Genomic DNA, 24,500 nt, shown 5'->3' on the forward strand with positions numbered 1-24,500 from the left:
TCAGATAGTGTGAAGGCCGCATCGTGCCAGAGCGGAACCCCAAAGCGGAACCCCCATGTCCCACATCGTCATCATCGGCGCCGGCCAGGCAGGCGCGGCGCTGGCCGCGAAACTCAGGGCGCTCGGCCATGACGGGCCGCTGACCCTGATCGGCAACGAAACCGTGCCGCCCTATCAGCGACCGCCGCTCTCGAAGAAATACCTGCTGGGCGCGATGCCGGTCGACCGGCTCTACCTGCGCCCACCGGCATTCTATGCCGAGGCCGGGATCGATCTGCGGCTGGGCGAGCGGGTGACCGGCATCGACCGTACCCGCCGCCGCCTGCACCTTGGCAAGCACGAGATCGCCTATGACATGCTGGCGCTCGCCACCGGCGCCGCGCCCCGGCGCCTGCCCGCCGGCATCGGCGGCGCGCTCGAGGGCGTCCATGTCGTGCGCAGCCTCGCCGATGTCGATGCGATGGCCCCCGACTTCAGGCCCGGCGCCCGGGCGCTGATCGTCGGCGGCGGCTATATCGGGCTCGAGGCCGCGGCAGTGGCGGCCACCCAGGGGCTGCAGGTCACCCTGATCGAGGCCGCGCCGCGCATCCTGCAGCGCGTGGCCGCGCCCCAGACCTCGGACTGGTTCCGCGCGCTCCATGCCGCCCATGGCGTCAAGATCCGCGAGGCGACGGGGCTCGTCCGCCTGCTGGGCAAGACCCGCGTCACCGGCGCCGAGCTGGCCGATGGACGCGTGATCGAGGCCGATTTCGTCATCCTCGGGATCGGCGTCGCGCCGGAAACCGCGCTGGCCGAAGCCGCCGGGCTGGCGATCGAGGCGGGCATCGCGGTCGATGCGATGGGCCGGACCGCGGATCCGGCGATCTGGGCCGCGGGCGACTGTACCAGCCTGCCCTATCGCGACAGCCGGATCCGGCTTGAAAGCGTGCAGAACGCCATCGATCAGGCCGAGGCAGTCGCGGCCAACATGCTTGGGGCCGAGGCGCCCTATGTCCCGAAACCTTGGTTCTGGTCGGATCAGTATGACGTCAAGCTGCAGATCGCGGGGCTGAACTCGGGCTATGACCGCGTGGTGGTGCGCCCTGGCGACCGCGAGGGCAGCGCCAGCCACTGGTATTACCGCGGCAGCGAACTGCTGGCGCTCGACGCGATGAACGACCCCCGCGCCTACATGACCGCCAAGCGCCTGATCGAGGCCGGGCGCTCGCCCGCCCCCGAGACGGTCGCCGCCGGCGATCTCAAGGCCTTGATGGCGGCATGAGGATCGTCGCGGGCCGGTTCCGTGGCCGGGCGCTGGCCTCGGTCGGCAAGGGCGATCCGGCAGCACATCTGCGCCCGACCACCGACCGGGTGCGCGAAAGCCTGTTCAACCTTCTCATGAACGGCGGCTATGGCGATCCGGTCGAGGGCGCGCGGGTGCTCGATCTTTTCGCGGGCACCGGCGCGCTGGGGCTCGAGGCGCTGTCGCGCGGTGCCGCGCATGTCTGCTTCGTCGAGGATGGCAGGAAGGCGCTGGCGCTGATCCACGAGAATGTGGGCCTCTGCCGGGCCGGGGCCGAGTGCACGGTCCTGCGCCGGAACGCGACCCGGCCCGGCCCCGCCCCCGATGCGCCCGCGACGCTGGTCTTTCTCGACCCGCCCTATGGCAAGGGCCTCGGCGAGAAGGCGCTGGCCGCGATGCTCGCGAATGGCTGGATCGCGCCGGGCGCGCTGATCGTCTGGGAAGAGGGCGCGGCCATCGATCCGCCCGAGGGGCTCGCGCTGCTCGACAGCCGCCGCTACGGTGAAACCGCAATTTCCATTCTCGAGGCTCTCTGAGCGGCTTGCCGAACGGATCGTTTCGCCCCATCTGATCGGCCATGACCGACGCTTTGCCCCGCGATGCCGATGCCGCGCTTGTCGAGGCCGCCCGCAGCTATTTCGCGGCGCGGCGCGCCCGCGTGCCCGACTTTGCCCGCCGCCGGTTCGGTCTGGCGGGCACGCTCGCGCTGCACCGCCACGCGCTTGGCTGGGATGTGCTGAAGGCACCGGTCAACGTGCTGCTCTCGCCGGTGCTGATCCTGACCCGGCTTGCCGCCGCGGCCGCCGCAGGAAGCCGCGCACCCAGGCTTGCCGCCTGGCTGCGCGCGCGCCGGATCCTGCTGCCGACCGATGTTGCCACCGCGGCCGAACGCGCCGTGGTGGTGGATCTGCTCGAACTGCCCTGGGAGGGCCCCGGCGGCACCAGCGGCAAGGACGCGCTGGCCCGCGCGATCCTTACCCATCCCGATCTCGCGGCCCTGGTCGAGGCCCGCAGCGATGCCCCCGCGCTCAGCGCCCGCGCTTTGGGCGATTATGGCGGGACCCGCTCGGCCGTGGCCGAAATGACCACGGCCTTCGGCACGATGGGCGCGGGCGCGCTCGCCTTCCAGTCGCTGACACCGGGCATGGTCTCCTTCGCGCCCGGGCTTGCCGCCATCGTCGCGCATCAGGCGGCGATCGCCGCCTTTCCGCTGGGCGGGCTTCTCGGCACCGCCTGGTACGGGATCTTCCCCACCGCCGCGCCCGCCTGGATGACCCTGGCGATCACGCTGCCGCTGATCGGGCTCGGCGCGCTGGTGGCAGCCTTCGCGGGCGTCATCGCCGATCCGGCGCAGGTCGCGCTGGGAATGCATCAGCGCCGCCTCACACGGCTGATCGACGCGATGGAGGATGCCTTCACCGGCAGCGGCCGCCGCGGCTTCGCCGCACGCGAGCATTATTTCGCACGGCTGCTCGATCTGTCCGATGCCGGGCTCGCCGCGATCCGGCTGATGCGGGGCTGAGCCGCTCCGGGGTCCGCGCCCCGTGACAGCTGTCGCGTCATGGGTATTTGAGCCAGGAAGAAGCACGAACGTCTCTTCTTCTTGGTAAAAATACCCCCGGCACGCTCTCCGTCCCGCGATACGGCCGGATCAGACCGCCTGGAACATCGGGAAGGTCACGCCCAGCGCCCATGCCAGGAACAGTCCAAGCCCCAGTCCGACGCCCGCGGGCCGGTTGGTGGCGCGGCCGATCCAGCCGCCCATGGTGCCGAAGAGCAGATAGAAGATCAGGATGATCGGCAGGATCAGCAACAGGAAGAACAGCCTGTGGAAGTCGAGCGCGGTGGCGATCCCGAGCGAGACCAGGAAGGCGCCGCGCGACACAAGGCTGCGCCAGGCCGGCGCGCGGCCGCCTTCGACCATCAGCGCGTCCGACAGCATGTAGGGCACCGCCCCCACCGCCATCGCCGCGATGATGAGGCCGCGGATCGGGATCGGGTAGAACGAGGTCACGTAGCGATCCATGGCGAAGCCGAAGACCCCGATGGTGTAAAGCGCCACCAGCGCCGCCAGCGCTAGGATCCGGCCGGTCTCGCGCCAGCCCGCCCAGCGCAGCTCGCCCCACCAGGCCAGAAGCGCCAGCACCATCGCGCCGTAAAGCGCGAAATGGACGGCGAGGTAATCGGCCACCAGCACCGGAAGGAACTGGGTCCGGAACGGTGCCAGGATCAGCGGCACCGCCACCGCCGGAAGCAGCGCCACGATCAGGAAGCGGCCGCGTGGCAGCGGCGCGGGCCGGGGCGCCACGGTCTGGCCGCGCATCCGCGCCAGAGGCCAAGCCAGCGCCACGATGCCAACGAGCAGAAGCGCGATCCAGCCGCCGATCCCGACCACCGGCCCGCCGCTTTTCCGCCCGAAGGTGGCGTCGAGCCAGGCCCGCGTCTCGCGAAGCGCCGTCGGCGACCAGATCACGCCGATATGCTCGACATCCGGCGCCAGCAGCGCCCGCCGCCCGGTGCCCTTCGCCGGGTCGCCCAGGGTATCGCCCAGCTGCGCCGAAGGATCGGCCAGTCGCAGCGCCTCGAGCGGGGCGTCGGCCAGCCGGGTTTCCCATTCGCCGTTGATCATCAGCAGGTTCGGCGGCTCGGTCGCGGTGATCGAGTCATTCGCGGCCGCGATCCCGATCGTGGCGGCAATGCGCGGGTCCTCGCGCGCCTCGCGGACGGCGATATAGCTGCCCATGGAATGGCCGAGGATCGCGACCCGCCCGTCGGCCCAGGGCTGGGCCAGCGCGGCATCGGTCACCCGCCGGGTCTCTGCCATCAGCAGAAGCGCCGTGCCCTCGGGACTGTCGAGATCGCCCGACATCGGCACCGGGTTGCGGCCATGCCCCTCGTAATCGAAGGCAACCGCGGCATAGCCCGCACGCGCCAGCGTCAGCGACCAGGCCTGCATCAGCTGGCGCGATCCGGCGAAGCCATGCGAGACGATCACCACCGGGGCGGGCGGGGCGTCCTTCAGCCGGTAGACCGTGGCGGGCGTCGTCCCGGTGCCCGGGACCGGCGCGATGACCACGCCCCGGCGTTCGGCCTCGAGCTGCCAGACAGAGACCGCGATCGCCAGAAGCGCCGCGATGCCGACGATCCAGCGCATCGGCGTCAGACGTGCGAACAGTTCGATCATGATCCGCCTCCCTCGCCGCCCTTCCGGCAGCAGATGTTCCGGGGTTGTGGTGCGCCGCGCCGCGCCCCGGAAGGGGGCGGCTCAGCCGAAGGTAGGGTGGAACAGCCCGCCCGGCGAGAGCGTGAAGATCTCGCAGCCATCGGCGGTGACACCGATCGAATGCTCGAACTGGGCCGAGAGCGACTTGTCGCGGGTCACGGCGGTCCAGTCATCGGCGAGGATCTTGGTCTCGGGGCGGCCCAGATTGACCATCGGCTCGATGGTGAAGAACATGCCCTCTTCGAGAACCGGGGTCGGGTCGCGGGTCGGGTTGCCCGAAATCGTGACCTTCCGGCCCTCCTCGTTCAGCCGGAACGGCGCGTAATGCAGCACGTTCGGCGGTGCGTGGAACACCCGGCCAAGCCCATGGCCGCAGAAATCGCGCACCACGCTCATGCGGTGGGATTCCACGAAGGACTGGATGGCCGCGCCGATATCGCCGAAGGTGTTGCCGGGCCGGACCGCCTCGATCCCCTTGAACAGCGAATCATGGGTGACCTGAATCAGCCGCTCGGCCTTGCGCGAGAGCTTGCCCGCCACATACATCCGGCTGGTATCGCCATACCAGCCATCGACGATCACCGTCACATCGACATTGAGGATGTCGCCATCCTTCAGCACCTTGGGTCCCGGGATCCCGTGGCAGACCACATGGTTCACCGAGATGCAGCTGGCATGCTTGTAGCCCTTGTAGCCGATGGTGGCGGACACTGCGCCCTTGGCCTCGACCAGATCGGTGATGACGCGGTCGATCTCGGCCGTTGTCTGGCCGGGGAAGACCAGAGGCGCGATCTCGTCGAGGATCTCGGCCGCGACACGTCCGGCGGCATGCATGCCGGCGAAATCCTCGGGGTCGTAGATGCGAATATTGTCTTTCGTCCGCCTGCCGCGGGTCTTCTCGTCCAATGCCCACTCCTTCATGGTCTGGCCCAGAGATACGCCCCAAGCCCGGCAAAGGCCAGAGGGCGAAGGGACGCGCGGCCAGCCCCCCGCCGCCGGACGCATGAGAGGGCTTTGAAAGCCGCAGGCAGGCTCCTATACCCTGTCCGGGGACAGGACAATCCGGGCAAGGAGAGAGCCATGAGCAATCCCACCGCGGCAATGCTGGTGATCGGCGACGAGATCCTGTCGGGGCGCACCCGCGATGCCAACATGCATTACCTCGCCGGCGAAGCCATCAAGCATGGCATCCGGCTGTCCGAGGTCCGGATCGTTCCCGACCGGCAGGACCGGATCGTGGCCGCGCTGAACGCGCTTCGGACCGATTACGACATCGTCTTCACCTCGGGCGGGATCGGACCGACCCATGACGACATCACCGCCGATGCGGTGGCGGCGGCATTCGGCGTCGGCATCGGGGTGCGCGAGGATGCCCGCGCGATTCTCGCCGATTACTGCGCGCGGATGGGGCGCGATCTGAACGAGGCGCGGCTTCGCATGGCACGCATCCCGGACGGCGCCGCTCTGATCGAGAACCCGATCTCGGCCGCTCCCGGCTTCGTGCTCGACAATGTGCATGTCATGGCCGGGGTGCCCAGCGTGTTCCAGGCGATGGTGGCCGTGGTGCTGCCCCGGCTGGCGGGGGGTGATCCGCTGATGTCGCAGACGCTTTGCGTCGAGCGGCCCGAGGGCGATATCGCGGGCGAGCTGCGCGGGCTGGCCGAGCGCTTTCCCGAGCTTTCGATCGGGTCCTACCCGTTCAGCCGCGACGGCGTCTACGGCACCAATATCGTCGTGCGCGGCACCGAGGCCCGCCGGATCGACGCTGCCATGGCCGCGCTTTGCGAGCTCTTTCCCGAGACGATGGCGTGACGGCCGACCGGCTGTTCGCGGGCCAGGAGACGACCTGGCCGCCGGCCTTCCGTCACATGACCGGGCCCTGGTGCCTGCGCGACGGACAGGGCGGCGGCAAGCGGGTCTCGGCCGCGACGCTCGAGGGCGCCTTCACCCCCGAGGCGATCCCCGAGGCCGAGACCGGCATGGTCAGGCTTGGCCAGACGCCGCTTTTCATGGTGAAACCGGGAGAGGACGCGCTGGACGCCGCGCTGAACGCGCGCGGCTATCTCAGGGTCGATCCGGTGAAGATCCTGTCGGGGTCGGCCGCCGCCATCGCCGCCGAGCCGCCCCCGCCGCTTGCGGCCTTCACGGTCTGGAAGCCGCTCGCGATCATGACCGAGCTCTGGGCAGAGAACGGCATCGGCCCGGCGCGGATGGCGGTGATGGACCGCGTGCAGGGGCCGAAAACCGCCGTGCTGGGCCGCCGCAAGGACCGCGCCGCGGGCACCGCCTTCGTGGCGCTGGAGCGCGACATGGCCTTCGTGCATGCGGTCGCGGTCTCGCCCGGGCATCGTCGGCAAGGAACCGCCGTCAACATGATGCGGGCCGCCGCCCAATGGGCCCTAGATCACGGCGCCAGCACGCTTAACGTGCTGGTCACAGAAGACAATCACGCGGCACTTGCGCTCTATGCTTCCCTGAACATGACCAATGTGGGACAGTATCATTACCGAATGATTGCGCCGCAAAAGGCCTGAGCAGTGACCCATGACATGCCGCGCCCGACGGCGCTCGATCTGCCGATGGTCGACCCGTTGCCGCCCGAGACGCAGAAATATTTCGACCTCTGTGCCGAACGGCTCGGGCTGCTGCCGAATGTGCTGGCGGCCTATGCCTTCGATATCGGCAAGCTGAACGCCTTCACGGCGATGTATAACGACCTGATGCTGGGCGAGAGCGGGCTGTCGAGGCTCGAGCGCGAGATGATCGCGGTCGTGGTCTCGTCGATCAACCGCTGCTGGTATTGCCAGGTCGCCCATGGCGCCGCTGTGCGCGCGCTGTCGGGCGATCCGGCGCTGGGCGAGGCGCTGGTGATGAATTACCGGGTCGCGCAGCTCGAGCCGCGCCAGCGCGCGATGCTTGATTTCGCGGCGAAGCTGACCGAGGCCAGCCACCGGATCGAGGAGCCCGACCGCCAGGCGCTGCGCGAGGCGGGCTTTTCCGAGCGCGAGATCTGGGACATCGCCGCCGTGACCGGGTTCTTCAACATGACCAACCGCGTCGCCTCGGCCTCGGGGATGGAGCCGAACCCCGACTATCACGGCTCGCATAGATGAGGGCCGGGTCCCCGCTGCTGGCGCTGGCGCTGCTCTGGCCGGGGATGCTCTGGCCGGGGCTGGCCGGGGCGATGGTGCCGAAACTGCCCGAGACGGCGACCGTCGTGGCCGATGAAACCGAGGCCGCGTCGAGCCTGCGCATTCCGACCGGCCCCTATGACGGCCGGATCGTGCCGAGCGAACGGGCCGAGGGCGCGATCCGGCGGCTGGTCTGGCAGGCGCCGCTCGAGGGGCGGAGCACGCTGCAGGTGATCGAGCCGCTCAAGGCCGAACTGATCGCGGGCGGCTACCGGATCGCCTTCCAATGCGCGGCAGCGGGCTGCGGCGGGTTCGAGTTCCGCTTTGCCACCGACACCCTGCCAGAGCCCGCCATGCATGTGGATCTGGGCGATTTCCGCTTTCTCGCCGCCGAAAAGACCCGGCCCGACGGCACCGATCACGTCACGCTGATGGTCAGCCGCTCCGAAGAGCGCGCCTTCGTGCAGATCACCCGGGTCGGCCGGGCCGAGCCCGCGCCCGCGGTACAGTCGACCAAATCGCCCGGAGCGGACGCCCCTCTGGGCATCGAGGCCGGGAACGGGCAGGACACCCCCGCCGAGGACGAGGCGGGGCTTGCCGAGCGTCTCGCCCGGGACGGGCATGCGGTGCTGGCCGGGATCGACTTCGCGACAGCCGAGACGACCCTCGGCACCGGCCCCTTCCCCGCGCTTGAGGCCCTCGCCGACTATCTGCGCGCCCATCCCGGCAGCAAGGTCGTGCTGGTCGGCCATACCGACACCCAGGGGGGACTGGCCGGCAATATCGCACTGTCGAGGAAACGGGCCGAAGCGGTGCGCGGCCATCTCGTGGGCAGGCTGGGCATTCCGGCCGCGCAGGTGGCGGCCGAGGGCGTGGGCTTTCTGGCCCCGCTTGCCAGCAACGCGACCGACCGGGGCCGGACCGAGAACCGCCGCGTCGAGGCGGTGCTCGACACGCCCCGGTAAGGCCGGAAACGCCGGTGGGAGCGGGCCTCCGGGCCCGGCTCAGATCATGATGTCGTCGCCCTGGAAATGCGTCAGCAGGAAGTCGATGAAGGCGCGCACCTTGGGCTGGGTGAACCGTCCCGGCGGATAGACCGCATAGATGCCCAGCCGTTCCAGCGGCAGGCCCGGGATCGCCTCCTCGACCAGCCCCTTTTCCAGCGCGTCCCGGAACAGGAAGCTCGGCAGATAGGCGATGCCGAGCCCGGAAATGGCGGCATTCAGCAGCGACTGGCCGTCATTCACCGTCAGCCATCCCGCCGTGCGCACCTGCCGCTTTTCGCCCGAAGGCGCGGTGATCTTCCAGACATTGCCGCTGGCCTGGTTGGAATAATGCAGGAGCTTGTGTTCGTTCAGATCGTCGATCTTCTGCGGACGGCCGAATTTCTCGAAATAGGCGGGTGCGCCGATCATCCGCCTGGTGGTATCGGCCAGCTTGCGGGCGCGCAGCGTGCTGTCTTCCAGCTCGCCCACCCGGATCGCCATGTCGAAGCCTTCCGAGATCAGCTCGACGAAGCGGTTGTTGAGCACCATGTTGACGGTGATGTCGGGATATTCATGCAAGAACTCGCCCAATAGCGGCGACAGGTGATTGACCCCGAAATCGGTCGCGACCGAAATGCGCAAGAGCCCCGAGGGCGCCGATTGCATCGCCGAGACCAGCGCATCGGCCTCGCCCGCATCGTTCAGCACCCGCCGCGCGCGGTCGTAATAGGCCAGACCGATCTCGGTCGGGCTGACGCGCCGGGTGGTGCGGTTCAGAAGCCGCGCGCCCAGCCGCGCCTCGAGCGACGAGACATGCTTGGAGACGGCCGATTTCGAAATGCCCATCTTCCTGGCGGCATCGGTAAAGCCGCCTTGATCCACGACGGTGGCAAAGGCCTCCATCTCGGTCAGTCTGTCCATGCTTTCTTCCTTGCTCGCGGGCCCCTCTCACCACCGTTTCGCAAGTTGCCGCCGGAATAGGGCAGGATTGGGGAAGGCTCCAGACAATACTTTGATAACAGACCGAATCGTCATCCCAATGGAAACAGGTGCCCGGGCCCTGATCAGAGCGTGGCGGCAAGCCGCGCGCCCTGGTCGATGGCCCGCTTGGCGTCAAGCTCGGCCGCCACATCCGCACCCCCGATCACATGATGCGCGATGCCCGCCGCCCCGAGTGCCGACGCAAGGCCACGCTCGGGCTCCTGTCCGGCGCAAAGCACCACGGTATCGGCCGTCACCAGCCGCCGCTCGCGCCGTTCGGGGCCGAGGCTGATCTCGATGCCCTCGGAGGTGATCCGCTCGTAGGTGACGCCCGACAGCATCGTCACCCCCTTCATCGCCAGCGCGGCACGGTGAATCCAGCCCGTGGTCTTGCCCAGCCGACGCCCCGGCTTCTCGGCCTTCCGCTGCAACAGCGTGACCGCGCGGCGCGGCGGCGCGGGCCGGGGGCCTTCGGGCGCAAGCCCGCCGCGATGGAGGGCCGGATCGGCCACCCCCCATTCGGCGCGCCAAAGCGCGGGATCGCAGGTCGGACTTTCGCCCGTCACCAGATATTCGGCAACGTCGAAGCCGATGCCGCCCGCGCCCACCACCGCGACGCGGTCCCCGGCCTCGGCCCCGCCCGCCAGAAGATCGACATAGGACAGGACATGCGGCAAATCCTGGCCCTCGATGCCCGGATCGCGCGGCGAAACGCCGGTCGCCAGCACCACCGCGTCGAAGTTCCGCAGTTCCTCGGGGCCGGGGGCCGTGCCCAGCTTCAGCGCGATGCCTTGCCGCGCGACCATGGTCGCGAACCAGTCGACCAGCCCGTCGAACTCTTCCTTGCCGGGAATGCGCCGCGCCATGTTGAGCTGCCCGCCCAGCGCCCCGGCCCTGTCATAGAGTGTCACCGCATGGCCGCGTCCGGCCGCGACCAGCGCCGCCGACAGCCCCGCAGGCCCCGCGCCCACCACCGCGATGCGGCGCGGAGTCCGGGCCGGATCGTAGCGCAGTTCCGTCTCGAAACAGGCCCGCGGATTGACGAGGCAGGTCGAGACCTTGCCGCTGAAAGTATGGTCGAGACAGGCCTGGTTGCAGGCGATGCAGGGCGCGATCTCGCGGGCCCGTCCCGTCCGCGCCTTGACCACGAAATCGGGGTCGGCAAGCAACGGGCGCGCCATCGACACCATGTCGGCCGCGCCCTCGGCCAGCAGGCGCTCGGCCGTCCCGGGGCTGTTGATCCGGTTCGAGGTCACGACCGGGATACCGACCTTGCCCATCAGCTTTTGCGTGACCCAGGCGAACCCCGCGCGCGGCACCGAGGTCGCTATGGTCGGCACCCGCGCCTCGTGCCAGCCGATGCCGGTATTGAGAATCGTGGCGCCCGCCGCCTCGACCCGCTGCGCCAGCTCGACCACCTCGTCGAAACTGGAGCCATCGGGCACGAGATCGATCATCGACAGCCGGTAGATCAGGATGAAATCGGCGCCGACCGCGGCCCGGACCCGGGCCACGACCTCCAGCGGCAGGCGCATCCGGTTCTCGTAGCTGCCGCCCCAGCCATCCTCGCGCCGATTCGTGCGGCGCACGAGGAACTGGTTCAGGAAATAACCTTCCGAGCCCATCACCTCGACCCCGTCATAGCCCGCCTCGCGGGCACGGGCGGCGGCGGTGGCGATATCGGCGATCTGCTTCTCGATGCCCGCCTCATCGAGCGCCTTCGGTGCAAAGGGCGAGATCGGCGATTTGAGCGCGCTCGGCGCGACGCAATCGGGGCCATAGGCATAGCGCCCGGCATGCAGGATCTGCATCGCGATCCGCCCGCCCTCGGCATGGACGCGGTCCGTCACCCGGCGGTGACTGGCGATGTCGCCGGGCGAATAAAGCCCGGCCGCGCCCGGAAACACGCCCCCCTCGGGGTTTGGCGCCATGCCGCCGGTCACCATCAGCCCGACGCCGCCCCGCGCCCGCAACCCGTAGAATTCGGCCACCCTTTCCCAGTCGCCGCGTTCTTCGAGCCCGGTATGCATCGAGCCCATCAGCACCCGGTTCGGCAAGATCGCGCATCCCAGATCGAGCGGCGCCAGAAGATGCGGGTAATCGGTCGTCATGTCCTCGGTCCTCCCCAAAGCCTGTCACGGGCCGTCTTTCAGGGCCTTCTTGCGGGCCTGTCGCGAAGCTGTCCTGGCATCGCCGGAACGCAGACTGTCGCGCCGCAGGGACGCTGTCACCGGGGACGCGACGTAAGCCCGGTCTCCGCGCGCCCCGGACGAGCCGCCGCCCGGGGCCCGGTTGCACCATCCTATCCCGGCCGGCGGGCGGCGGGCACCCCTCCAGGGCGGCGCGCACCCCGGGACCGGCACGCCCCTCTCCGGCGACGGGCCGAAAGCCGGACGGCCGGCCCAGGCGGGAACGTCCATGCGCGCCAGAGGGGCGGGGCCTGCAGGCCGCGGCGCCGCCTCGTGTCCCGGGACAGGACGGAAAAATCCCCTCGGCATTTCAGCCCTTTCCTGAGGTTGCGGTCGGTCGGAAGCCGGACCAATGTGGCACTCAGGGCAACGGCGGCACAGCGTGACATGGAAAAGGCACGACATCAGCCAAAGAAGGTCCCCTGCGGCCCGGTCCGGGCCCGCATCTGCGCTGGAGGCACGCGTATCTCCCAAGGCACCGCCTCGGCCGGCATCGCGTGTCGGCACAGCTCGGCGAGCGCTGCGAGGATCGCGACCGGGAAGGCGCTGCCTCCTGCCAGCACCAGGTTCCGACGCCACCGGCAGAGGCCAGATGCTCCGGCCCGACAGCGGCGCCGCCCCATCGCGACGGGGCAGCCCGGACCGGGGCGACAACGCACCGCGACCGTTTCCCGGCCGAGTTTCACGGCTCTGAGCGCGGGCGGCGGCTCAGCACCATGTCGGATAACAGGATACGGTTCATACGGGGGCCGTCGAAGAGCAGGTCCAGCCAGATCCTGTCGGCACCACCGTCATGCAGGTCGCTGGCGGCAAGGTCGAAATCGAGCGCGATCCTTGGCTCATCCGGCGATACTGCGCGCACCAGCTGGGCGAAATTCGGTCCATGGCGGATGTTGATCCGGGCGAAGATATCGAGCGGCGCCTCGGTCTCGAGCACGGCATCCAACCGGATCAGATGATGCCGCCCCAGCCCCTCGACCGCACGGGCGGGCAGTTCGAACACGACCGAAACGAAGCCGCCATCGAAGCCCGCCACCTCCAGCGTCAGGCCGAAGGGCGCCCCGTCCCCGGCAGAGCTGTTGGCGATCTGGTGAAACGCGATCTCGGCCCGGCTGGCATCGTGCAACAGCCTCACCTGCGGCCCGAGCCGAAGCCCGGTACCGATATCGGCCAACCCGCAGGGCTTGACCCGGGCCGCGAAGGGCGCGGGCCGGAAGCCCCAGTCCGACCCGAGCGGCAGTCGCGCCGTCGCGGCCGCGGCATGGAACGCCGCGCGCCGTGCATCGACGCCCCGGATCGCCCGGCCAAGCCGGTGACGCAACCGCCAGGCCCGGCCGGGCAGAGCAACGAAATCAGGGGCATCGAGCCGTTCGGCGGCCTCCCCGGCCCGCCCCCAGGCGGCCAGGGCGGCCAGAGCGGACCGAAACAGCAAACGGTCGGCAAGGGAATCGCGCTTGAGCAAGATCGGCATCGGTCCGCTTCGCTGGTTGTGACTGCGACAGCCTAGTCGCGGGCTTCATTCCGCCAGGTTAACGCAACGCCGATTCGCTGCGGAGCGCCCCCGGCTGTCTGAGCCCAGGGTTTGATGCTGCGATCCATTCGGGGGGGATGGAAGGAAGCCCATGCGGCAAGTTCGTCGCGGCTGCGCCACGATCACGCAGGCCGTCAGAGCCGCAATATGAGCCGATGGCAAGCATCGACCGTGGCCGAGAGCCGGAAGTTCGAGATCAATCGGAGGAGGGTCGACAGATAGCGGAAACACGGGACAGACGGGGCCGCAGGAACAGCGCTCACCCTGCCCGGCGAAGCGGAAGAAGCGATGGTCGTTGCTTTTCGGCGCCACATGTTGCCGGCCGCCCGACGACCGTCCTTATGCCTTGCAGCCGACGGCCCCGCACCTGACCCGGTCGACGCTGCATCGGGGCCTTCAGCGATGAGCCATGATGGCCCACCGATTCAAGCTGCAGTGCATCTCGCGCCTGCCCGAGGACGAGGGCGACAAGCCAAAGCGGCAGCGCTTCAAGCGCTATCCCATCGGGCCTCGCCTGTCTCCGAGTGACAATGGCGAGGGGCATCCGCCGAGCAGGCTCGCAACCGCAACACCGGCTATTCCCGACGGATGCGCTTCGACTTGATCTGTGAAGCCAACGGGATCGGGCATCGGCCACCCGAACCCAACCATCCGTGGAGTTTGGAGGATCAGAAGAAGCCCGGGGGGCTTTTCCTGAGCGGCAGCCATGTCGAACGGATGAACCGCACAATCAAGAACGGTGACGCGGATCAGGAGAGGCGCCAGTGGCGCGCCTCGCCGCCGAATGCCAGGCGCATCCATGACGACAGCAACCGCCAGCTCCGCCCCCGCGCAGCAGATTACAGCTTCGCGCGCAGGCTCAAGACCTTCAGCGGTCTCGCTCCCCGCGAGTAGCATTGCAAAGTCCGGACTTCAGAGCCGGACAGATTGATCGCCGATCCGCCCCGCCAGATGCCGGGACGCCCCTAGTCGCTGCGGCCGCCAGGCACCGGAGCCGCACCGGAGGCGGCAGACGGCGCCATCGTCGGATCGGGCAGGCTTGCGGTTGCGGCACGGCTGCGCCCGGCCAGATCCTGCAGGAGGGCGCGGGCGGCCTGATCGCCGATCGGACGCGACGCGAAGCCGGTGGCGGCCGCGGTCACGATCCGCCCGTTGGCCTCGAAGACCGCGCGCCAGCTATCGGGGCGCAGCCCCTCGGCCAGACCCGGCCCCCGGTCTACGGAATGCACCAGGAAAACTGCGCCGCGTGTGTCCGTCCCGAGCAGTTCGACATCGGCAGGGTCGCCGCTTCGCGCCAGCGCGGCGCGGCCGAGTTCGGAGGCGAAATAGCGGCGCAGCACCAGGGCGCGATCCTCGGGACTGCCGCCCGGACCGGGGCTCGGCGCAACGGAAACCGTCAGAATCGCATCCTCGGCCGGCACGGCGGCCTCTGCCCCCCGGGTCAGCGCGGCGCAGCTTGCCAACAGCACGAAAGCGCCATCCTCGTCGTCACGGCTGGCGCTTTCATCGACGCAGAAGCCGTAAGGCGCGACAATCGCGACACGCCCATCGGCCACGATCGTGCGATGCACGCCGCCGCCCTCGGTCACACAGCCCGGCAAGGCCAGCAACACCGCCGCACAAAGCCCGCGCCGCAGGGCCCGCGCGACGGTCCGGCGCGGGCGGAGGATCTCGCGGAGGATCTCGCGGAAGATCTCGCGGAAGATCTCGGGGGTCTGCTCTGGCATCATCTCCTCGGCCGCTTGCTTGCGCCCCGGGATAGAGATGGGCAGACCGCGAGACAAGCCATTGAAGGACAGGCTCCGGCCGGTCTAGGGTCGCGGCGGAAAGGGCCGCCCGATGCGTTACGAACCGCATGAAACGCTTGTCTCGACCGCACGCGGCCAGGCTGGCCTGTGGCGGCTCGCCGCCGGGCTGGCGGTGATCGCGGCGGTGCAGATCGGGCTGACCTACACCGTCTACGGGCTGATCTCGGCGCTGCGCGGGCCGGGCATCGCCGAAGCGGCGTTCCGCGGGGTCTTCGTCACCACCGCCACCGCCTCGGACACGCTCTGGCTGCTGGCGTCCTTCCTCTGCCTGATCTGCGGCACCGCGGTCGCAGCGCAGCTGATGCAGGGCCGCAGCTTCCGGTCGCTGACCGGCCCGCCCGGCGCGGCAATCGGCCAGTTCGTCCGGGTGCTGCGCGCGGTGGCGCTGCTTTACCTGGTGCTCTGGGCGGTTCTGCCCTCCGGCCCCGAACCGGTCCCGCATCGCCCCTTCGGTGCCTGGCTGGCGCTGCTGCCGCTGGCGCTGCCGGCGCTGGCGATCCAGACCTTCGCCGAAGAGCTGCTGTTTCGCGGCTATCTCCAGCAGCAGCTCGCCGCCCGGTTCCGAAGCCCCGTGCTCTGGATCGGGCTGCCCGCCCTGCTCTTCGCGCTGGCCCATTACAGCCCCGACACCGCGGGCGGCAATGCCCTGCCCGCCGCGCTCTGGGCCGCGGCCTTCTCGGTCGCGGCCTCGGATCTGACCGCGCGGACCGGGACGCTGGGCCCGGCGGTGGCGCTGCACTTCGTCAACAACGCCATGGCCGTGCTGATCCTCGCCCTGCCCGGACCGGTCTCGGGGCTTGCGCTTTACACTTACGGCTTCGGCGCCGACGCCCCGGCGCTCGGGCCGCTGATCGCGGTCGATCTCGCCGTGCTGGGCCTGTCCTGGCTGGCGGCGCGGGTGGCGCTGCGGGTCTGAGTTGAAGCCGCTGCCGCAAGGCACTAGCTTGAGCCCCGAAGCGGACATTGCCGACGCACCGCCCACCTTCGCGAAAAAGAAATTACCGAAAAGACATAAAGACGAGAGAGAAAGCGATGCGGTCCCCCCTGTTCGAGGCCTATATCGAGCCCGCCCGGCTCTATCCCGAAACCTGGCGCCTGATCGTCGGCCTGCTGGTGGTCCTGCTGGTCTATGTCGGCGTGTTCTCGACCATGCTGGTCGCGGCTTATCCCGCGCTTGGGCCGATGGCCTATTTCGGCTGGATCATGGGCCTTGCCGCGCCCGCGACCCCGGGCCAGACCCTGTTCGTGCTGACCAGCTTTCTCGGCATGGGCCTTGGCGTCCTGATCGCGACGCCCGCGCTTCACTACCGCGAGCCGGGGTCGCTGTTCGGACCGGCGCGCGACTGGGCACGCGGCTTTTTCGGCGCGCTGAAGGTGCTGGTTCCGGCCTATGCGCTTCTGTTCGGGCTGGCCTTTGCGACGATGCCGCTCGAGGCCAATCTCGACCCGGCCACGTGGGCGCGGGTGCTGCCGCTGGCGCTTGTGCTGATCCTGATCCAGACCGGATCCGAGGAGCTTCTGTTCCGCGGCTATCTGCAACAGCAGCTGGCCGCCCGCTTTGCCTGGCGCGCGGTCTGGATGGGTCTGCCCGCGCTGATCTTCACCGCGCTGCATTACAACCCGGCGGCGGGGCTGAACAACGCGATCAACCTGATCGGCATCCTCGCCTTCGCCCTGGCCGCGGCCGATCTGACAGAGCGCTCGGGCAGCCTCGGCACCGCGATGGGCTGGCATTTCGTCAACAATGTCAACGCGCTGCTGTTCACCTCGCTCAAGGGCACGATCACCGGGCTGGCGCTGTTCGTCACCCCCTTCGACGTCACCGATACCACGACCGCGCCCTGGGCCATGGCGCTCGACCTGATCGCGATCCTGCTGCTCTGGCGGCTGCTGCGCGCGCTGATCTGACCGGGCAGCCCGCGCGCCCCCGCGATTGCAATTCCGCCCCGCGCGGCTTATCTGACGGCCCATCCGTGCGAGAGGCCCCCGATGAACTGGATCAACAACTACGTCCGGCCCAAGATCAACTCGCTTTTCTCGCGTCGCGAGATGCCCGAGAACCTTTGGTCGAAATGCGATGCCTGCGGAACGATGCTGTTCCACCGGGAAATGTCGGACAATCTGAATGTCTGCACCTCCTGCGGCCATCACATGGCGATCCTGCCGCGCGACCGCTTCACCACCCTGTTCGATGGCGGCGTGTTCACCGAGGTCGAGGTGCCGGTGCCGGTTGCCGACCCGCTGCAGTTCCGCGACCAGAAGCGCTATCCCGACCGGATGCGCGGCGCCCAGCGGATGACCGGCGAGAAAGAGGCGATGCTGGTCGCCGAGGGCGAGATCGGCCGCACCCCGGTCGTCGCCGCGGCGCAGGATTTCAGCTTCATGGCCGGGTCGATGGGCATGTATGTCGGCAATGCCATCGTCGCGGGGGCCGAGCGCGCCGTGGCGCTGGGACGGCCCTTCATCCTGTTCTCGGCCGCGGGCGGCGCGCGGATGCAGGAGGGCATCCTCAGCCTGATGCAGATGCCGCGCACGACCGTCGCGGTGCAGATGCTGAAAGAGGCCGGCCTGCCCTATATCGTGGTGCTGACCCATCCCACCACCGGTGGCGTCACTGCCTCCTATGCCATGCTGGGCGATGTGCAGATCGCCGAGCCGAACGCGCTGATCTGCTTTGCCGGCCCGCGGGTGATCGAACAGACGATCCGCGAGAAACTGCCCGAGGGCTTCCAGCGCGCCGAGTTCCTGCTCGAGCATGGCATGCTCGACCGGGTGACGCCGCGTGGCAAGCTGCGCGAAGAGCTGGTCACCATCATCCGCATGCTGATGGGGCTGCCGCCCGCTGTGATCGCCGATTTGCCGCCGCCTGCCAGCTTCTCGCACGGGCCCACGCGGGACGATGCCGATAGCGGCGCCGAGACCCAGCCCGATCTGCCGCATCGCGCGCCCGCGCCGCCCGATGCCGTCGCTCCGGCCGGAGGCGCAAAAGCGTGACCCCGGCCTCCAGCGACGTCCTCCTCGAGCGGATGATGGCGCTGCATCCCAAGGTGATCGACCTGGTCCTGGACCGGGTCTGGCGCCTGCTGGCGGCGCTTGACCATCCCGAGAGCCGGCTTGCCCCGGTCATCCATGTCGCGGGCACCAACGGCAAGGGCTCGACTCTGGCGATGATCCGCGCCGGGCTCGAGGCCGCGGGCGCACGGGTACAGGCCTATACCTCGCCGCATCTGGCGCGGTTCCATGAACGGGTCCGGATGGCAGACGGGCCGATCGCCGAAGCCGCGCTGGCCGCGGTGCTCGAGGAGTGCGAGCGCGCCAATGGCGGCGCCCCGATCACCTATTTCGAGATCACCACCTGCGCGGCCCTTCTGGCCTTCGCCCGGGAGGCGGCCGATTACTGCCTGCTCGAGGTGGGCCTCGGCGGGCGGCTCGACGCGACCAACGTGATCGAGACGCCTCGCCTGACGGTGATCGCGCCGGTCTCGATCGACCATCAGCAATACCTGGGCGAGACCCTGGCCGAGATCGCCGGTGAAAAGGCCGGGATCCTCAAGCGCGGCGTGCCCTGCGTGGTCGGCCCGCAGGAGGAGCCGGCGATGGAGGTGATCGAGGCCCGCGCCGCCCGGCTGGGCGCGCCCCTGATCGCCCATGGCCAGCACTGGCATGTCTGGGAGGAACGCGGGCGGCTGATCTTCCAGGACGAACGCGGCTTGCTGGACCTGCCGATGCCCCGGCTGATCGGGGCGCATCAGGTCGCGAATGCGGGGGCCGCGCTGGCCGCGCTGCGCGCGCTCGGCCGGGACGAGACCGCCTGCGAGGCCGCGATGACCCGCGCCGACTGGCCCGCCCGGCTGCAGCGGCTTCGTCACGGGCCGCTGGTCGACGCCGCGGGCCGGGCCGAGCTTTGGCTCGACGGAGGTCATAACCCGGCCGCCGGAGAAGCGCTGGCAGAGGCCGTGACGCGGCTTTCACCAAGGCCGCTGCATCTCGTCTGCGGGATGCTGAACACCAAGGATGTGACGGGCTTCCTGAAACCGCTCGCGGCTGTTTCCGACAGCCTGACGGCCGTGTCGATCCCGGGCGAAACCGCCACCCTGCCCGCCGAGGCGACCCGTGCAGCGGCCGATGCCTCAGGGTTCCGGGCCGATACCGCCGCGGACGTGGCCGACGCGGTCGCCCGGATCGCCGCTGCCACGCCCGAAGCGCGCATCCTGATCTGCGGCTCTCTTTATCTCGCGGGCCGGGTCCTGCGCGAAAACGGCTGATCCCGACCCCGAATTTTCGTTGAAAATTCGCGCCCCGCGCTTAGCCGCGCGCCCAGTCCGCGCCTTGCATCTCGCGCAGACGGCTCGCCGTTCGCTCGAACTCGAAGGTCCCCTCGCCTTCGAGATAAAGCATCTCGGGCGCCGCCGCTGCCGAGGCGATCAGCCTCACCTTCCCCTCGTAAAGCGCATCGATCAGTGTCACGAAGCGCCGCGCCTCGTTGTAATTCTCCGACGACAGCCGCGGGATGTCCTCGAGGATCAAGACCCGCACCGCCTGCGCTATGGCCAGATAGTCGGCAGGCCCCAGCGGCCTTGCGCAAAGATCCCAGAAGGTCGCCCGCGCCACCCCGTTATGAAACAGCGGCAGTTCGACCGGACGCCCCTGCACCCGCAGCACCAAGGACCGACCCTCGCCATGGGTGAAATCCTCCCAGATCGCCGCCATCCGCGCCCGCGCGGCCCGGTCGGACGGGGTGAAATAGACCTCTTCCCCGGTCAGCCGGTTCTGCCGGTAATCGGTGGCCGAGCCAAGCTCCATGACCTCCAGCCGCTCTTCCAGCATCCGGATGAAGGGCAGGAACCGCTCGCGCTGCAGCCCGTCCTTGTAAAGCTCTCCCGGCACCCGGTTCGAAGTGGTCACGACCGTCACCCCGGCCGCGAAGAGAAGCTCGAACAGCCGGCCCACGATCATCGCATCGGTGATGTCGACGATCTGCATCTCGTCGAAGCAAAGCAGCGTCAGGCCCTCGGCGATTCCGGCCGCGACAGGCTTCAGCGCATCGTCCGCCCCCTTGGCCCGCGCCGCATGCAGTCCGCGATGCACCTCCTGCATGAAGGCGTGGAAATGGACCCGCCGCTTGCCCCCGATCGCGACCGCCTCGAAGAACAGATCCATCAGCATCGACTTGCCGCGCCCGACGCCGCCCCAGAGATAAAGCCCGTGCACAGGCTCGGGCGGAGGCGCCTTGCGGAAGAACCCGCCCCGGGGCGCCGGCGGCGGGTTTTCAAGCGCCTGCCGGATCCGCTCGAGCGGCGCCAGCGCCGCGATCTGGTCCGGGTCGGGGCGCAGATCGCCACGGACCGCGCGCGCATCGTAAAGGTTTCTCAGTGTCTCGCTCATGGCCCGGATCTAGAATGCCGCAACATGGAAGGAAAGCGGAACGCATCGCCTCAATGCGTGCAGGCGGCAGGAATTTCATCCAGGATCGCGTCGACATGGGTGACCGGCAGGCCATGGCCAGCCTCCGGCAACAACAGCTGACGGGCGCCGGGATTGAGCGCGGCCAGCCGCGCGCGCGCCCCCGGCGCGATGACCTCGTCCTGCCCGCCCCAGATCGCCTGGACCGGCACGGCCGCCTCCGCCAGAGCGCGATGCGCGCCCGACAGGTCCTCGGCCAGCATGTGTCGCAGGCTCGACAGCACGGCAGGCAGGAAGCCGCGAAACCGGGTCTCGGCAATCTGGGCCGCGCTCAGGGTCCCGGGCAGACCGTAGGCCCTGTCCGCCGCCCGCGCCATCCGCCGCAGCACGACCCCGCCGATCACCGCCATCAGCCAGTCGCCGATCCCGGGCAGCCGCACCGCCAGATCGGCAAGCCGGGGCGGGGTCTGGCCCAGACCGGCCGGCGCCAACAGCACCAGTCGCCGCACCCGGCCGGGATGGGCCGCGGCAAAGGCGGTCAGGATCGCGCCGCCCATCGAATAGCCGACAAGCGTCAGATCGCCGCCGAGCCCGCGCGCCTCGAGAAGCGCCTCGAGCTGGGACAGGAAAAACGCCCGGTCCTGCGCACCGCGCGGCCGGTCGGAAAAGCCCCGCCCGTAAAGATCGTAGCGCAGCACGCGGTAGCCCCTGGCAGCGAGCCCCCCGGCCAGCCGGTCTAGCATATGGCTGCCGATGGTCAGCCCGTGCAGCAGGACCACGACCGGCCCGTCTGCCGGGCCGTCCCACACAAGATGGGTCCGCCCCTCCGGCAGAGAGCAGAACTCTCCCGGGGCCTCCGAGCCGTCGCGCGCCGCGATCGGGCGGCGCAGCGCCTCGGCCAGCGGCCAGGCCGCCACCAGCAGAACAGCCGTCAGAAGCCCCCAGATCATGCGCCGTACCAGCTGTCGAGGATATGGCGCGCCGTCATCAGGTCGAGATGGGCACCGCCGCCATTCTTGAACAGCGTAATCTCGTCCCTGTCCTCGCGCCGGAACCGGCCCGCAGCCAGATCGTAGTAATCGGCCAGCACATCCTCCGGCCCGATCGCCCCCGAGGCCAGCGGGATCTTCAGCTCGCCGATATGCCCCAGCACGGTCTCGCGGCTGTCGACAAAGACCCGCGCCCGTTGCAGCGCCCGGTCGTCGGCTTCGCGCATGTCGGGCCGGAATGCGCCGATCAGATCGACATGCTGACCCGGCCGCAGCCAGTCGCCGCGGATCAGCGGCTCGGTCGCCATCGTCGCCGAGGTCACGATATCGGCCTCCCGCACCGCCGCCTCGAGATCGGTCGCGACGGCCGCACCGAGCCGCCCGGCCAGATGCCGGGCGCGCGCCTCGGTGCGGCTCCAGATCGCGAAATCCGCCTCGGGAAAGGCGCTCCGATAGGCCTCGACCAGAGACCGCGCCACATTGCCCGCACCCAGCACCAGAATCCGGCGGCTGTCGGGCCGGGCCAGCCGGGTGGCAGCCAGCAGGCTGTCGCCCGCGGTCTTCCATTTCGTCACCAGATGGAAGTCGACCATGGCCTCAAGCCTGCCATCGGCATCGGAATAAAGACAGACCCCGCCATTGACCGCAGGAATGCCACGGGCGTCGTTGCCCGGAAAGATCGTGGCCGTCTTCACCGCAAGCCCCAGCCCGTCGATCCAGGCCGCACGGTTCAAAAGCGTATCCGCTCCGCGATAAAGAAAGCTGTCGGCGATTTCGGCCCGGGGCAGGGCATGGCCCCGCGCCAGCGCGTCGCAAAGCCCCGGCCAGGTCAGGACCCGCTCCCCCTCTTCGAAGCCGATGGTCTCAGGCATCGGCCAGCACCCCCTCGGCCAGAACGGCGGCATCCAGCACGCCTTCCGAAACCAGCCGCGCGGCCCAGCCCCGCGCGCCCTCGAAAAGATGCGTCTTCCAGCCCCGGGCAGCGGCCGCGGCGATGTTCTCGGCCTTGTCATCGGTGAAGATCAGCCGCCCGGGCGCGACACCGCTGTCGGTTTCGAGGATCTCGTAGATCCGGGGAGCGGGCTTCATCGCCCGCAGCCGGGCCGAGACATAGGCCCGGTCGAAAAGATCGAAGAACGGATAGGCGGCGCGGGCGATGTCATAGGTGGCATCGCCGAAATTGGTCAGCGCAAAGACCGGCAGGCCCGCGGCCTTCACCGCCTTCAGAACGGCAACGGCGTCCGGGAAGGCCGGGCTGGCCATCTCGAGCCAGTCATCCTGCCACATCCGGATCTCGGCCTCCCAGGCAGGATGACGCGCCGCCAGCGCCGCGACCGCCTCCCCGATATCGTCGCCCCGGTCGACGCCCTCGTTCATGCCGTAGAGATCGACCTCGGCGAACAGGGCACGGCGGCGATCCGGGCCGATGCGGCCATCGTAGAAGGCTTCGGGCTGCCAGTCGATCAGCACACGACCGATATCGAAAACGACGGCGTCGATGGGCATGATGTCTCCTGTCGGCGGGATCTTGGCGGGCAGCCTAGCCCCGGAGCCCGGATTGTTGAAGCCAGCCGCCGCCGTCTAGCGCCGCGCCACCGCTGTCAGCTGGCGTTCCAGCGCATCGAGAAAACGCGAGCGGTCGGCCTTGCCGAAGCCCTTGCCGCCGCCCTGCCGGAACGGATCGGCGGCGCGCAGATCGGCCATCAGGTCGCGGGTGGCAAGCTTCTGGCCGATATTGGCCGGGGTGAAGGCCTCGCCCGTATGGTTCAGCACCCGCGCCCCCGCCGCCACGGCCTTCGCTGCCAGCGGGATATCGGCGGTGATCACCACATCGCCGGGCCCGGCGCGCTCGGCGATCCACTTGTCGGCCTCGTCGGGCCCCTCGGGCACATAGACCATGCGCGCCAGCGGGTGATCGAGGGGCCGCAGCCCGCCATTGGCGACATATAGCACCTCGGCGCCATGGCGCTCGGCCACGCGCAGCACCTCGGCCTTGACCGGGCAGGCATCGGCATCGACATAGACCGTCACGGCCGCCCCTCCGCTCCCTCAGCGATACAGCGCCTCGGCATGGAAGGCGACATGGTCCTCCATGAAGGTCGAGATGAAGAAATAGCTGTGATCATAGCCCTTCTGCATCCGGAAGACGCCCGGATGCCGGGTCTCGGTCATGGCCGCGGCCAGCGCCTCGGGCATCAGTGCATCGATGAACTGATCGCCGGTGCCCTGGTCGATCAGCATCGGACCGGCAAAGCCGTTGGCGCGCAGGGACAGGCAGGCATCGTGGCGGGTCCAGTCGACCCTGCCCTCGCCCAGATAGGCATGGATCGGCTTCTTCGCCCAGTCGGACTGGCTGGGATGGGCGATGGGGGCAAAGGCCGAGACGGCGGCATAGCGCTCGGGATAGGCCATCGCGAGGGTCAGCGCGCCATGGCCGCCCATCGAATGGCCGCAGATCGACTGTCGCTCGGCGTCAATGGCGAAATTCGCGGTCAGGACACGGGGCAGCTCCTCGGCGATGTAATCCCACATCCGGTAGTTCTTCGACCAGGGCTCTTCGGTCGCGTTGACGTAAAAGCCCGCACCGGTTCCGAGATTGTACATCGGGTCGTCGGCGATGCCCTCGCCGCGCGGCGAGGTATCGGGAAAGACCAGCCCGATCCCCTGCTCGGCCGCCCATTGCTGGGCCCCGGCCTTGGTCATCGCGTTCTCATGGGTGCAGGTCAGCCCCGAAAGATACCACAAAAGCGGCACCGGACCGGTCCCGGCCTCTTCCGGCAGGAACAGCCCGAAGGTCATGTCGCAGCCACAGGCCTCGGACGCATGGCGATAGACGCCCTGCACCCCGTTGTAACATCTGTTCTCGGAAACGGTTTCCATTCGTCATACTCCCCAGGCTCGCTGCCAACAGGGCTAGCGCGGCAGGCCATGCAGGGCAAGCGCGCCGCCGCCCTGCGGGCAAAACGCGCATCGCGGG

The 24,500-nt window shown here is 69.2% G+C and carries 24 protein-coding genes; 12 read left to right on the top strand and 12 right to left on the bottom strand.

Translation table 11 applies throughout. The features are described from left to right. The first annotated feature begins 55 nt into the window (after nucleotides 1–55). From ACK8CO_RS08690 to ACK8CO_RS08700, 3 genes are read left to right on the top strand one after another with little or no spacing between them, the layout of a single operon-like run. Complete coding sequence (locus ACK8CO_RS08690; RefSeq protein ID WP_414898866.1) at nucleotides 56–1,261, top strand: NAD(P)/FAD-dependent oxidoreductase; 1,206 nt, start codon at nucleotides 56–58, stop codon at nucleotides 1,259–1,261. Continuing rightward, nucleotides 1,258–1,818, top strand: coding sequence for a 16S rRNA (guanine(966)-N(2))-methyltransferase RsmD (rsmD, locus tag ACK8CO_RS08695; protein WP_080614879.1), 561 nt, complete (start codon nucleotides 1,258–1,260; stop codon nucleotides 1,816–1,818). The genes ACK8CO_RS08690 and rsmD overlap by 4 nt, the downstream gene beginning before the upstream one ends. 41 nt (nucleotides 1,819–1,859) lie before the next feature. Continuing rightward, nucleotides 1,860–2,804 (top strand): DUF6635 family protein, encoded by a 945-nt coding sequence (locus ACK8CO_RS08700; protein WP_414898867.1) that lies wholly within the window; start codon nucleotides 1,860–1,862, stop codon nucleotides 2,802–2,804. A gap of 129 nt (nucleotides 2,805–2,933) precedes the next feature. On the opposite strand, the gene ACK8CO_RS08705 is transcribed toward ACK8CO_RS08700, so the two are convergent. Both ACK8CO_RS08705 and map read right to left on the bottom strand, forming a co-directional pair. Next, entirely contained in the window at nucleotides 2,934–4,466 is a 1,533-nt protein-coding gene (locus ACK8CO_RS08705) for a dienelactone hydrolase family protein (protein ID WP_414898868.1), read from the bottom strand. 81 nt (nucleotides 4,467–4,547) lie between these two features. Next, the gene (gene map, locus ACK8CO_RS08710) at nucleotides 4,548–5,411 is read right to left on the bottom strand and encodes a type I methionyl aminopeptidase (RefSeq protein ID WP_414898869.1); all 864 of its coding nucleotides are present in this window, start codon (nucleotides 5,409–5,411) and stop codon (nucleotides 4,548–4,550) included. Between the two features lie 174 nt (nucleotides 5,412–5,585). Between map and ACK8CO_RS08715 the strand changes: the two genes are divergently transcribed. Genes ACK8CO_RS08715 through ACK8CO_RS08730 form a run of 4 tightly spaced genes read left to right on the top strand, consistent with a single transcriptional unit; the run spans nucleotide 5,586 to nucleotide 8,601 of the window. Further along, nucleotides 5,586–6,317 carry a competence/damage-inducible protein A gene (locus ACK8CO_RS08715; protein WP_414898870.1) on the top strand — a complete coding sequence of 244 codons (732 nt, stop codon included), beginning with the start codon at nucleotides 5,586–5,588 and terminating at the stop codon, nucleotides 6,315–6,317. Then, entirely contained in the window at nucleotides 6,314–7,039 is a 726-nt protein-coding gene (locus tag ACK8CO_RS08720) for a GNAT family N-acetyltransferase (protein ID WP_414898871.1), read from the top strand. The genes ACK8CO_RS08715 and ACK8CO_RS08720 overlap by 4 nt, the downstream gene beginning before the upstream one ends. A 15-nt stretch (nucleotides 7,040–7,054) precedes the next feature. After that, complete coding sequence (locus tag ACK8CO_RS08725) at nucleotides 7,055–7,618, top strand: peroxidase-related enzyme (protein WP_080614874.1); 564 nt, start codon at nucleotides 7,055–7,057, stop codon at nucleotides 7,616–7,618. After that, nucleotides 7,615–8,601, top strand: a complete 987-nt coding sequence (locus ACK8CO_RS08730; RefSeq protein ID WP_414898872.1) for an OmpA family protein — start codon at nucleotides 7,615–7,617, stop codon at nucleotides 8,599–8,601. Before ACK8CO_RS08725 ends, ACK8CO_RS08730 begins: the two co-directional genes overlap by 4 nt. 39 nt (nucleotides 8,602–8,640) lie before the next feature. Here ACK8CO_RS08730 and ACK8CO_RS08735 read toward each other — a convergent pair whose 3' ends face one another. The 3 genes from ACK8CO_RS08735 to ACK8CO_RS08745 all read right to left on the bottom strand — a co-directional run bounded on the left by ACK8CO_RS08735 (nucleotide 8,641) and on the right by ACK8CO_RS08745 (nucleotide 13,263). Beyond that, complete coding sequence (locus ACK8CO_RS08735; protein WP_414898873.1) at nucleotides 8,641–9,543, bottom strand: LysR family transcriptional regulator; 903 nt, start codon at nucleotides 9,541–9,543, stop codon at nucleotides 8,641–8,643. Nucleotides 9,544–9,686: 143 nt separating this feature from the next. Further along, nucleotides 9,687–11,714: an FAD-dependent oxidoreductase gene (locus ACK8CO_RS08740; protein ID WP_414898874.1), complete on the bottom strand. Its 2,028-nt coding sequence runs from the start codon at nucleotides 11,712–11,714 to the stop codon at nucleotides 9,687–9,689. Nucleotides 11,715–12,474: 760 nt separating this feature from the next. Then, on the bottom strand, nucleotides 12,475–13,263 hold the full coding sequence (locus ACK8CO_RS08745; RefSeq protein ID WP_414898875.1) for a DUF6478 family protein: 789 nt from the start codon (nucleotides 13,261–13,263) through the stop codon (nucleotides 12,475–12,477). Between the two features lie 648 nt (nucleotides 13,264–13,911). Between ACK8CO_RS08745 and ACK8CO_RS08750 the strand changes: the two genes are divergently transcribed. Beyond that, nucleotides 13,912–14,217: a hypothetical protein gene (locus tag ACK8CO_RS08750; RefSeq protein ID WP_414898876.1), complete on the top strand. Its 306-nt coding sequence runs from the start codon at nucleotides 13,912–13,914 to the stop codon at nucleotides 14,215–14,217. A gap of 71 nt (nucleotides 14,218–14,288) precedes the next feature. Here ACK8CO_RS08750 and ACK8CO_RS08755 read toward each other — a convergent pair whose 3' ends face one another. Continuing rightward, a complete protein-coding gene (locus tag ACK8CO_RS08755) occupies nucleotides 14,289–15,050 on the bottom strand; it encodes a hypothetical protein (protein ID WP_414898877.1) in 762 nt (253 codons plus the stop codon). A gap of 112 nt (nucleotides 15,051–15,162) precedes the next feature. Here ACK8CO_RS08755 and ACK8CO_RS08760 point away from each other — a divergent pair, with 112 nt between their 5' ends. The 4 genes from ACK8CO_RS08760 to ACK8CO_RS08775 all read left to right on the top strand — a co-directional run bounded on the left by ACK8CO_RS08760 (nucleotide 15,163) and on the right by ACK8CO_RS08775 (nucleotide 19,396). Beyond that, nucleotides 15,163–16,047: a lysostaphin resistance A-like protein gene (locus ACK8CO_RS08760; protein WP_414898878.1), complete on the top strand. Its 885-nt coding sequence runs from the start codon at nucleotides 15,163–15,165 to the stop codon at nucleotides 16,045–16,047. Between the two features lie 116 nt (nucleotides 16,048–16,163). Further along, nucleotides 16,164–17,039 (top strand): CPBP family intramembrane glutamic endopeptidase, encoded by an 876-nt coding sequence (locus ACK8CO_RS08765; RefSeq protein WP_080614865.1) that lies wholly within the window; start codon nucleotides 16,164–16,166, stop codon nucleotides 17,037–17,039. 81 nt (nucleotides 17,040–17,120) lie between these two features. Beyond that, a complete protein-coding gene (gene accD / locus ACK8CO_RS08770) occupies nucleotides 17,121–18,125 on the top strand; it encodes an acetyl-CoA carboxylase, carboxyltransferase subunit beta (protein WP_080614864.1) in 1,005 nt (334 codons plus the stop codon). Between the two features lie 32 nt (nucleotides 18,126–18,157). Further along, nucleotides 18,158–19,396 carry a bifunctional folylpolyglutamate synthase/dihydrofolate synthase gene (locus ACK8CO_RS08775; protein ID WP_414899002.1) on the top strand — a complete coding sequence of 413 codons (1,239 nt, stop codon included), beginning with the start codon at nucleotides 18,158–18,160 and terminating at the stop codon, nucleotides 19,394–19,396. A 40-nt stretch (nucleotides 19,397–19,436) separates the two neighbouring features. On the opposite strand, the gene zapE is transcribed toward ACK8CO_RS08775, so the two are convergent. The 6 genes from zapE to fghA all read right to left on the bottom strand — a co-directional run bounded on the left by zapE (nucleotide 19,437) and on the right by fghA (nucleotide 24,403). Further along, nucleotides 19,437–20,516: a cell division protein ZapE gene (zapE, locus tag ACK8CO_RS08780; RefSeq protein WP_414898879.1), complete on the bottom strand. Its 1,080-nt coding sequence runs from the start codon at nucleotides 20,514–20,516 to the stop codon at nucleotides 19,437–19,439. A gap of 50 nt (nucleotides 20,517–20,566) precedes the next feature. Then, the gene (locus tag ACK8CO_RS08785) at nucleotides 20,567–21,484 is read right to left on the bottom strand and encodes an alpha/beta fold hydrolase (RefSeq protein WP_414898880.1); all 918 of its coding nucleotides are present in this window, start codon (nucleotides 21,482–21,484) and stop codon (nucleotides 20,567–20,569) included. Continuing rightward, a complete protein-coding gene (locus tag ACK8CO_RS08790) occupies nucleotides 21,481–22,395 on the bottom strand; it encodes an ornithine cyclodeaminase family protein (protein WP_414898881.1) in 915 nt (304 codons plus the stop codon). Before ACK8CO_RS08790 ends, ACK8CO_RS08785 begins: the two co-directional genes overlap by 4 nt. Continuing rightward, nucleotides 22,388–23,029: an HAD-IA family hydrolase gene (locus ACK8CO_RS08795; protein ID WP_414898882.1), complete on the bottom strand. Its 642-nt coding sequence runs from the start codon at nucleotides 23,027–23,029 to the stop codon at nucleotides 22,388–22,390. The genes ACK8CO_RS08790 and ACK8CO_RS08795 overlap by 8 nt, the downstream gene beginning before the upstream one ends. 75 nt (nucleotides 23,030–23,104) lie before the next feature. Then, on the bottom strand, nucleotides 23,105–23,554 hold the full coding sequence (locus tag ACK8CO_RS08800) for a YaiI/YqxD family protein (RefSeq protein WP_414898883.1): 450 nt from the start codon (nucleotides 23,552–23,554) through the stop codon (nucleotides 23,105–23,107). Between the two features lie 18 nt (nucleotides 23,555–23,572). After that, nucleotides 23,573–24,403, bottom strand: coding sequence for an S-formylglutathione hydrolase (gene fghA / locus ACK8CO_RS08805; RefSeq protein WP_414898884.1), 831 nt, complete (start codon nucleotides 24,401–24,403; stop codon nucleotides 23,573–23,575). Between the last annotated feature and the right edge of the window lie 97 nt (nucleotides 24,404–24,500).

The sequence above is a fragment of the Rhodovulum sp. HP10 genome (assembly GCF_047553435.1).
GTDB lineage: Bacteria > Pseudomonadota > Alphaproteobacteria > Rhodobacterales > Rhodobacteraceae > Rhodovulum.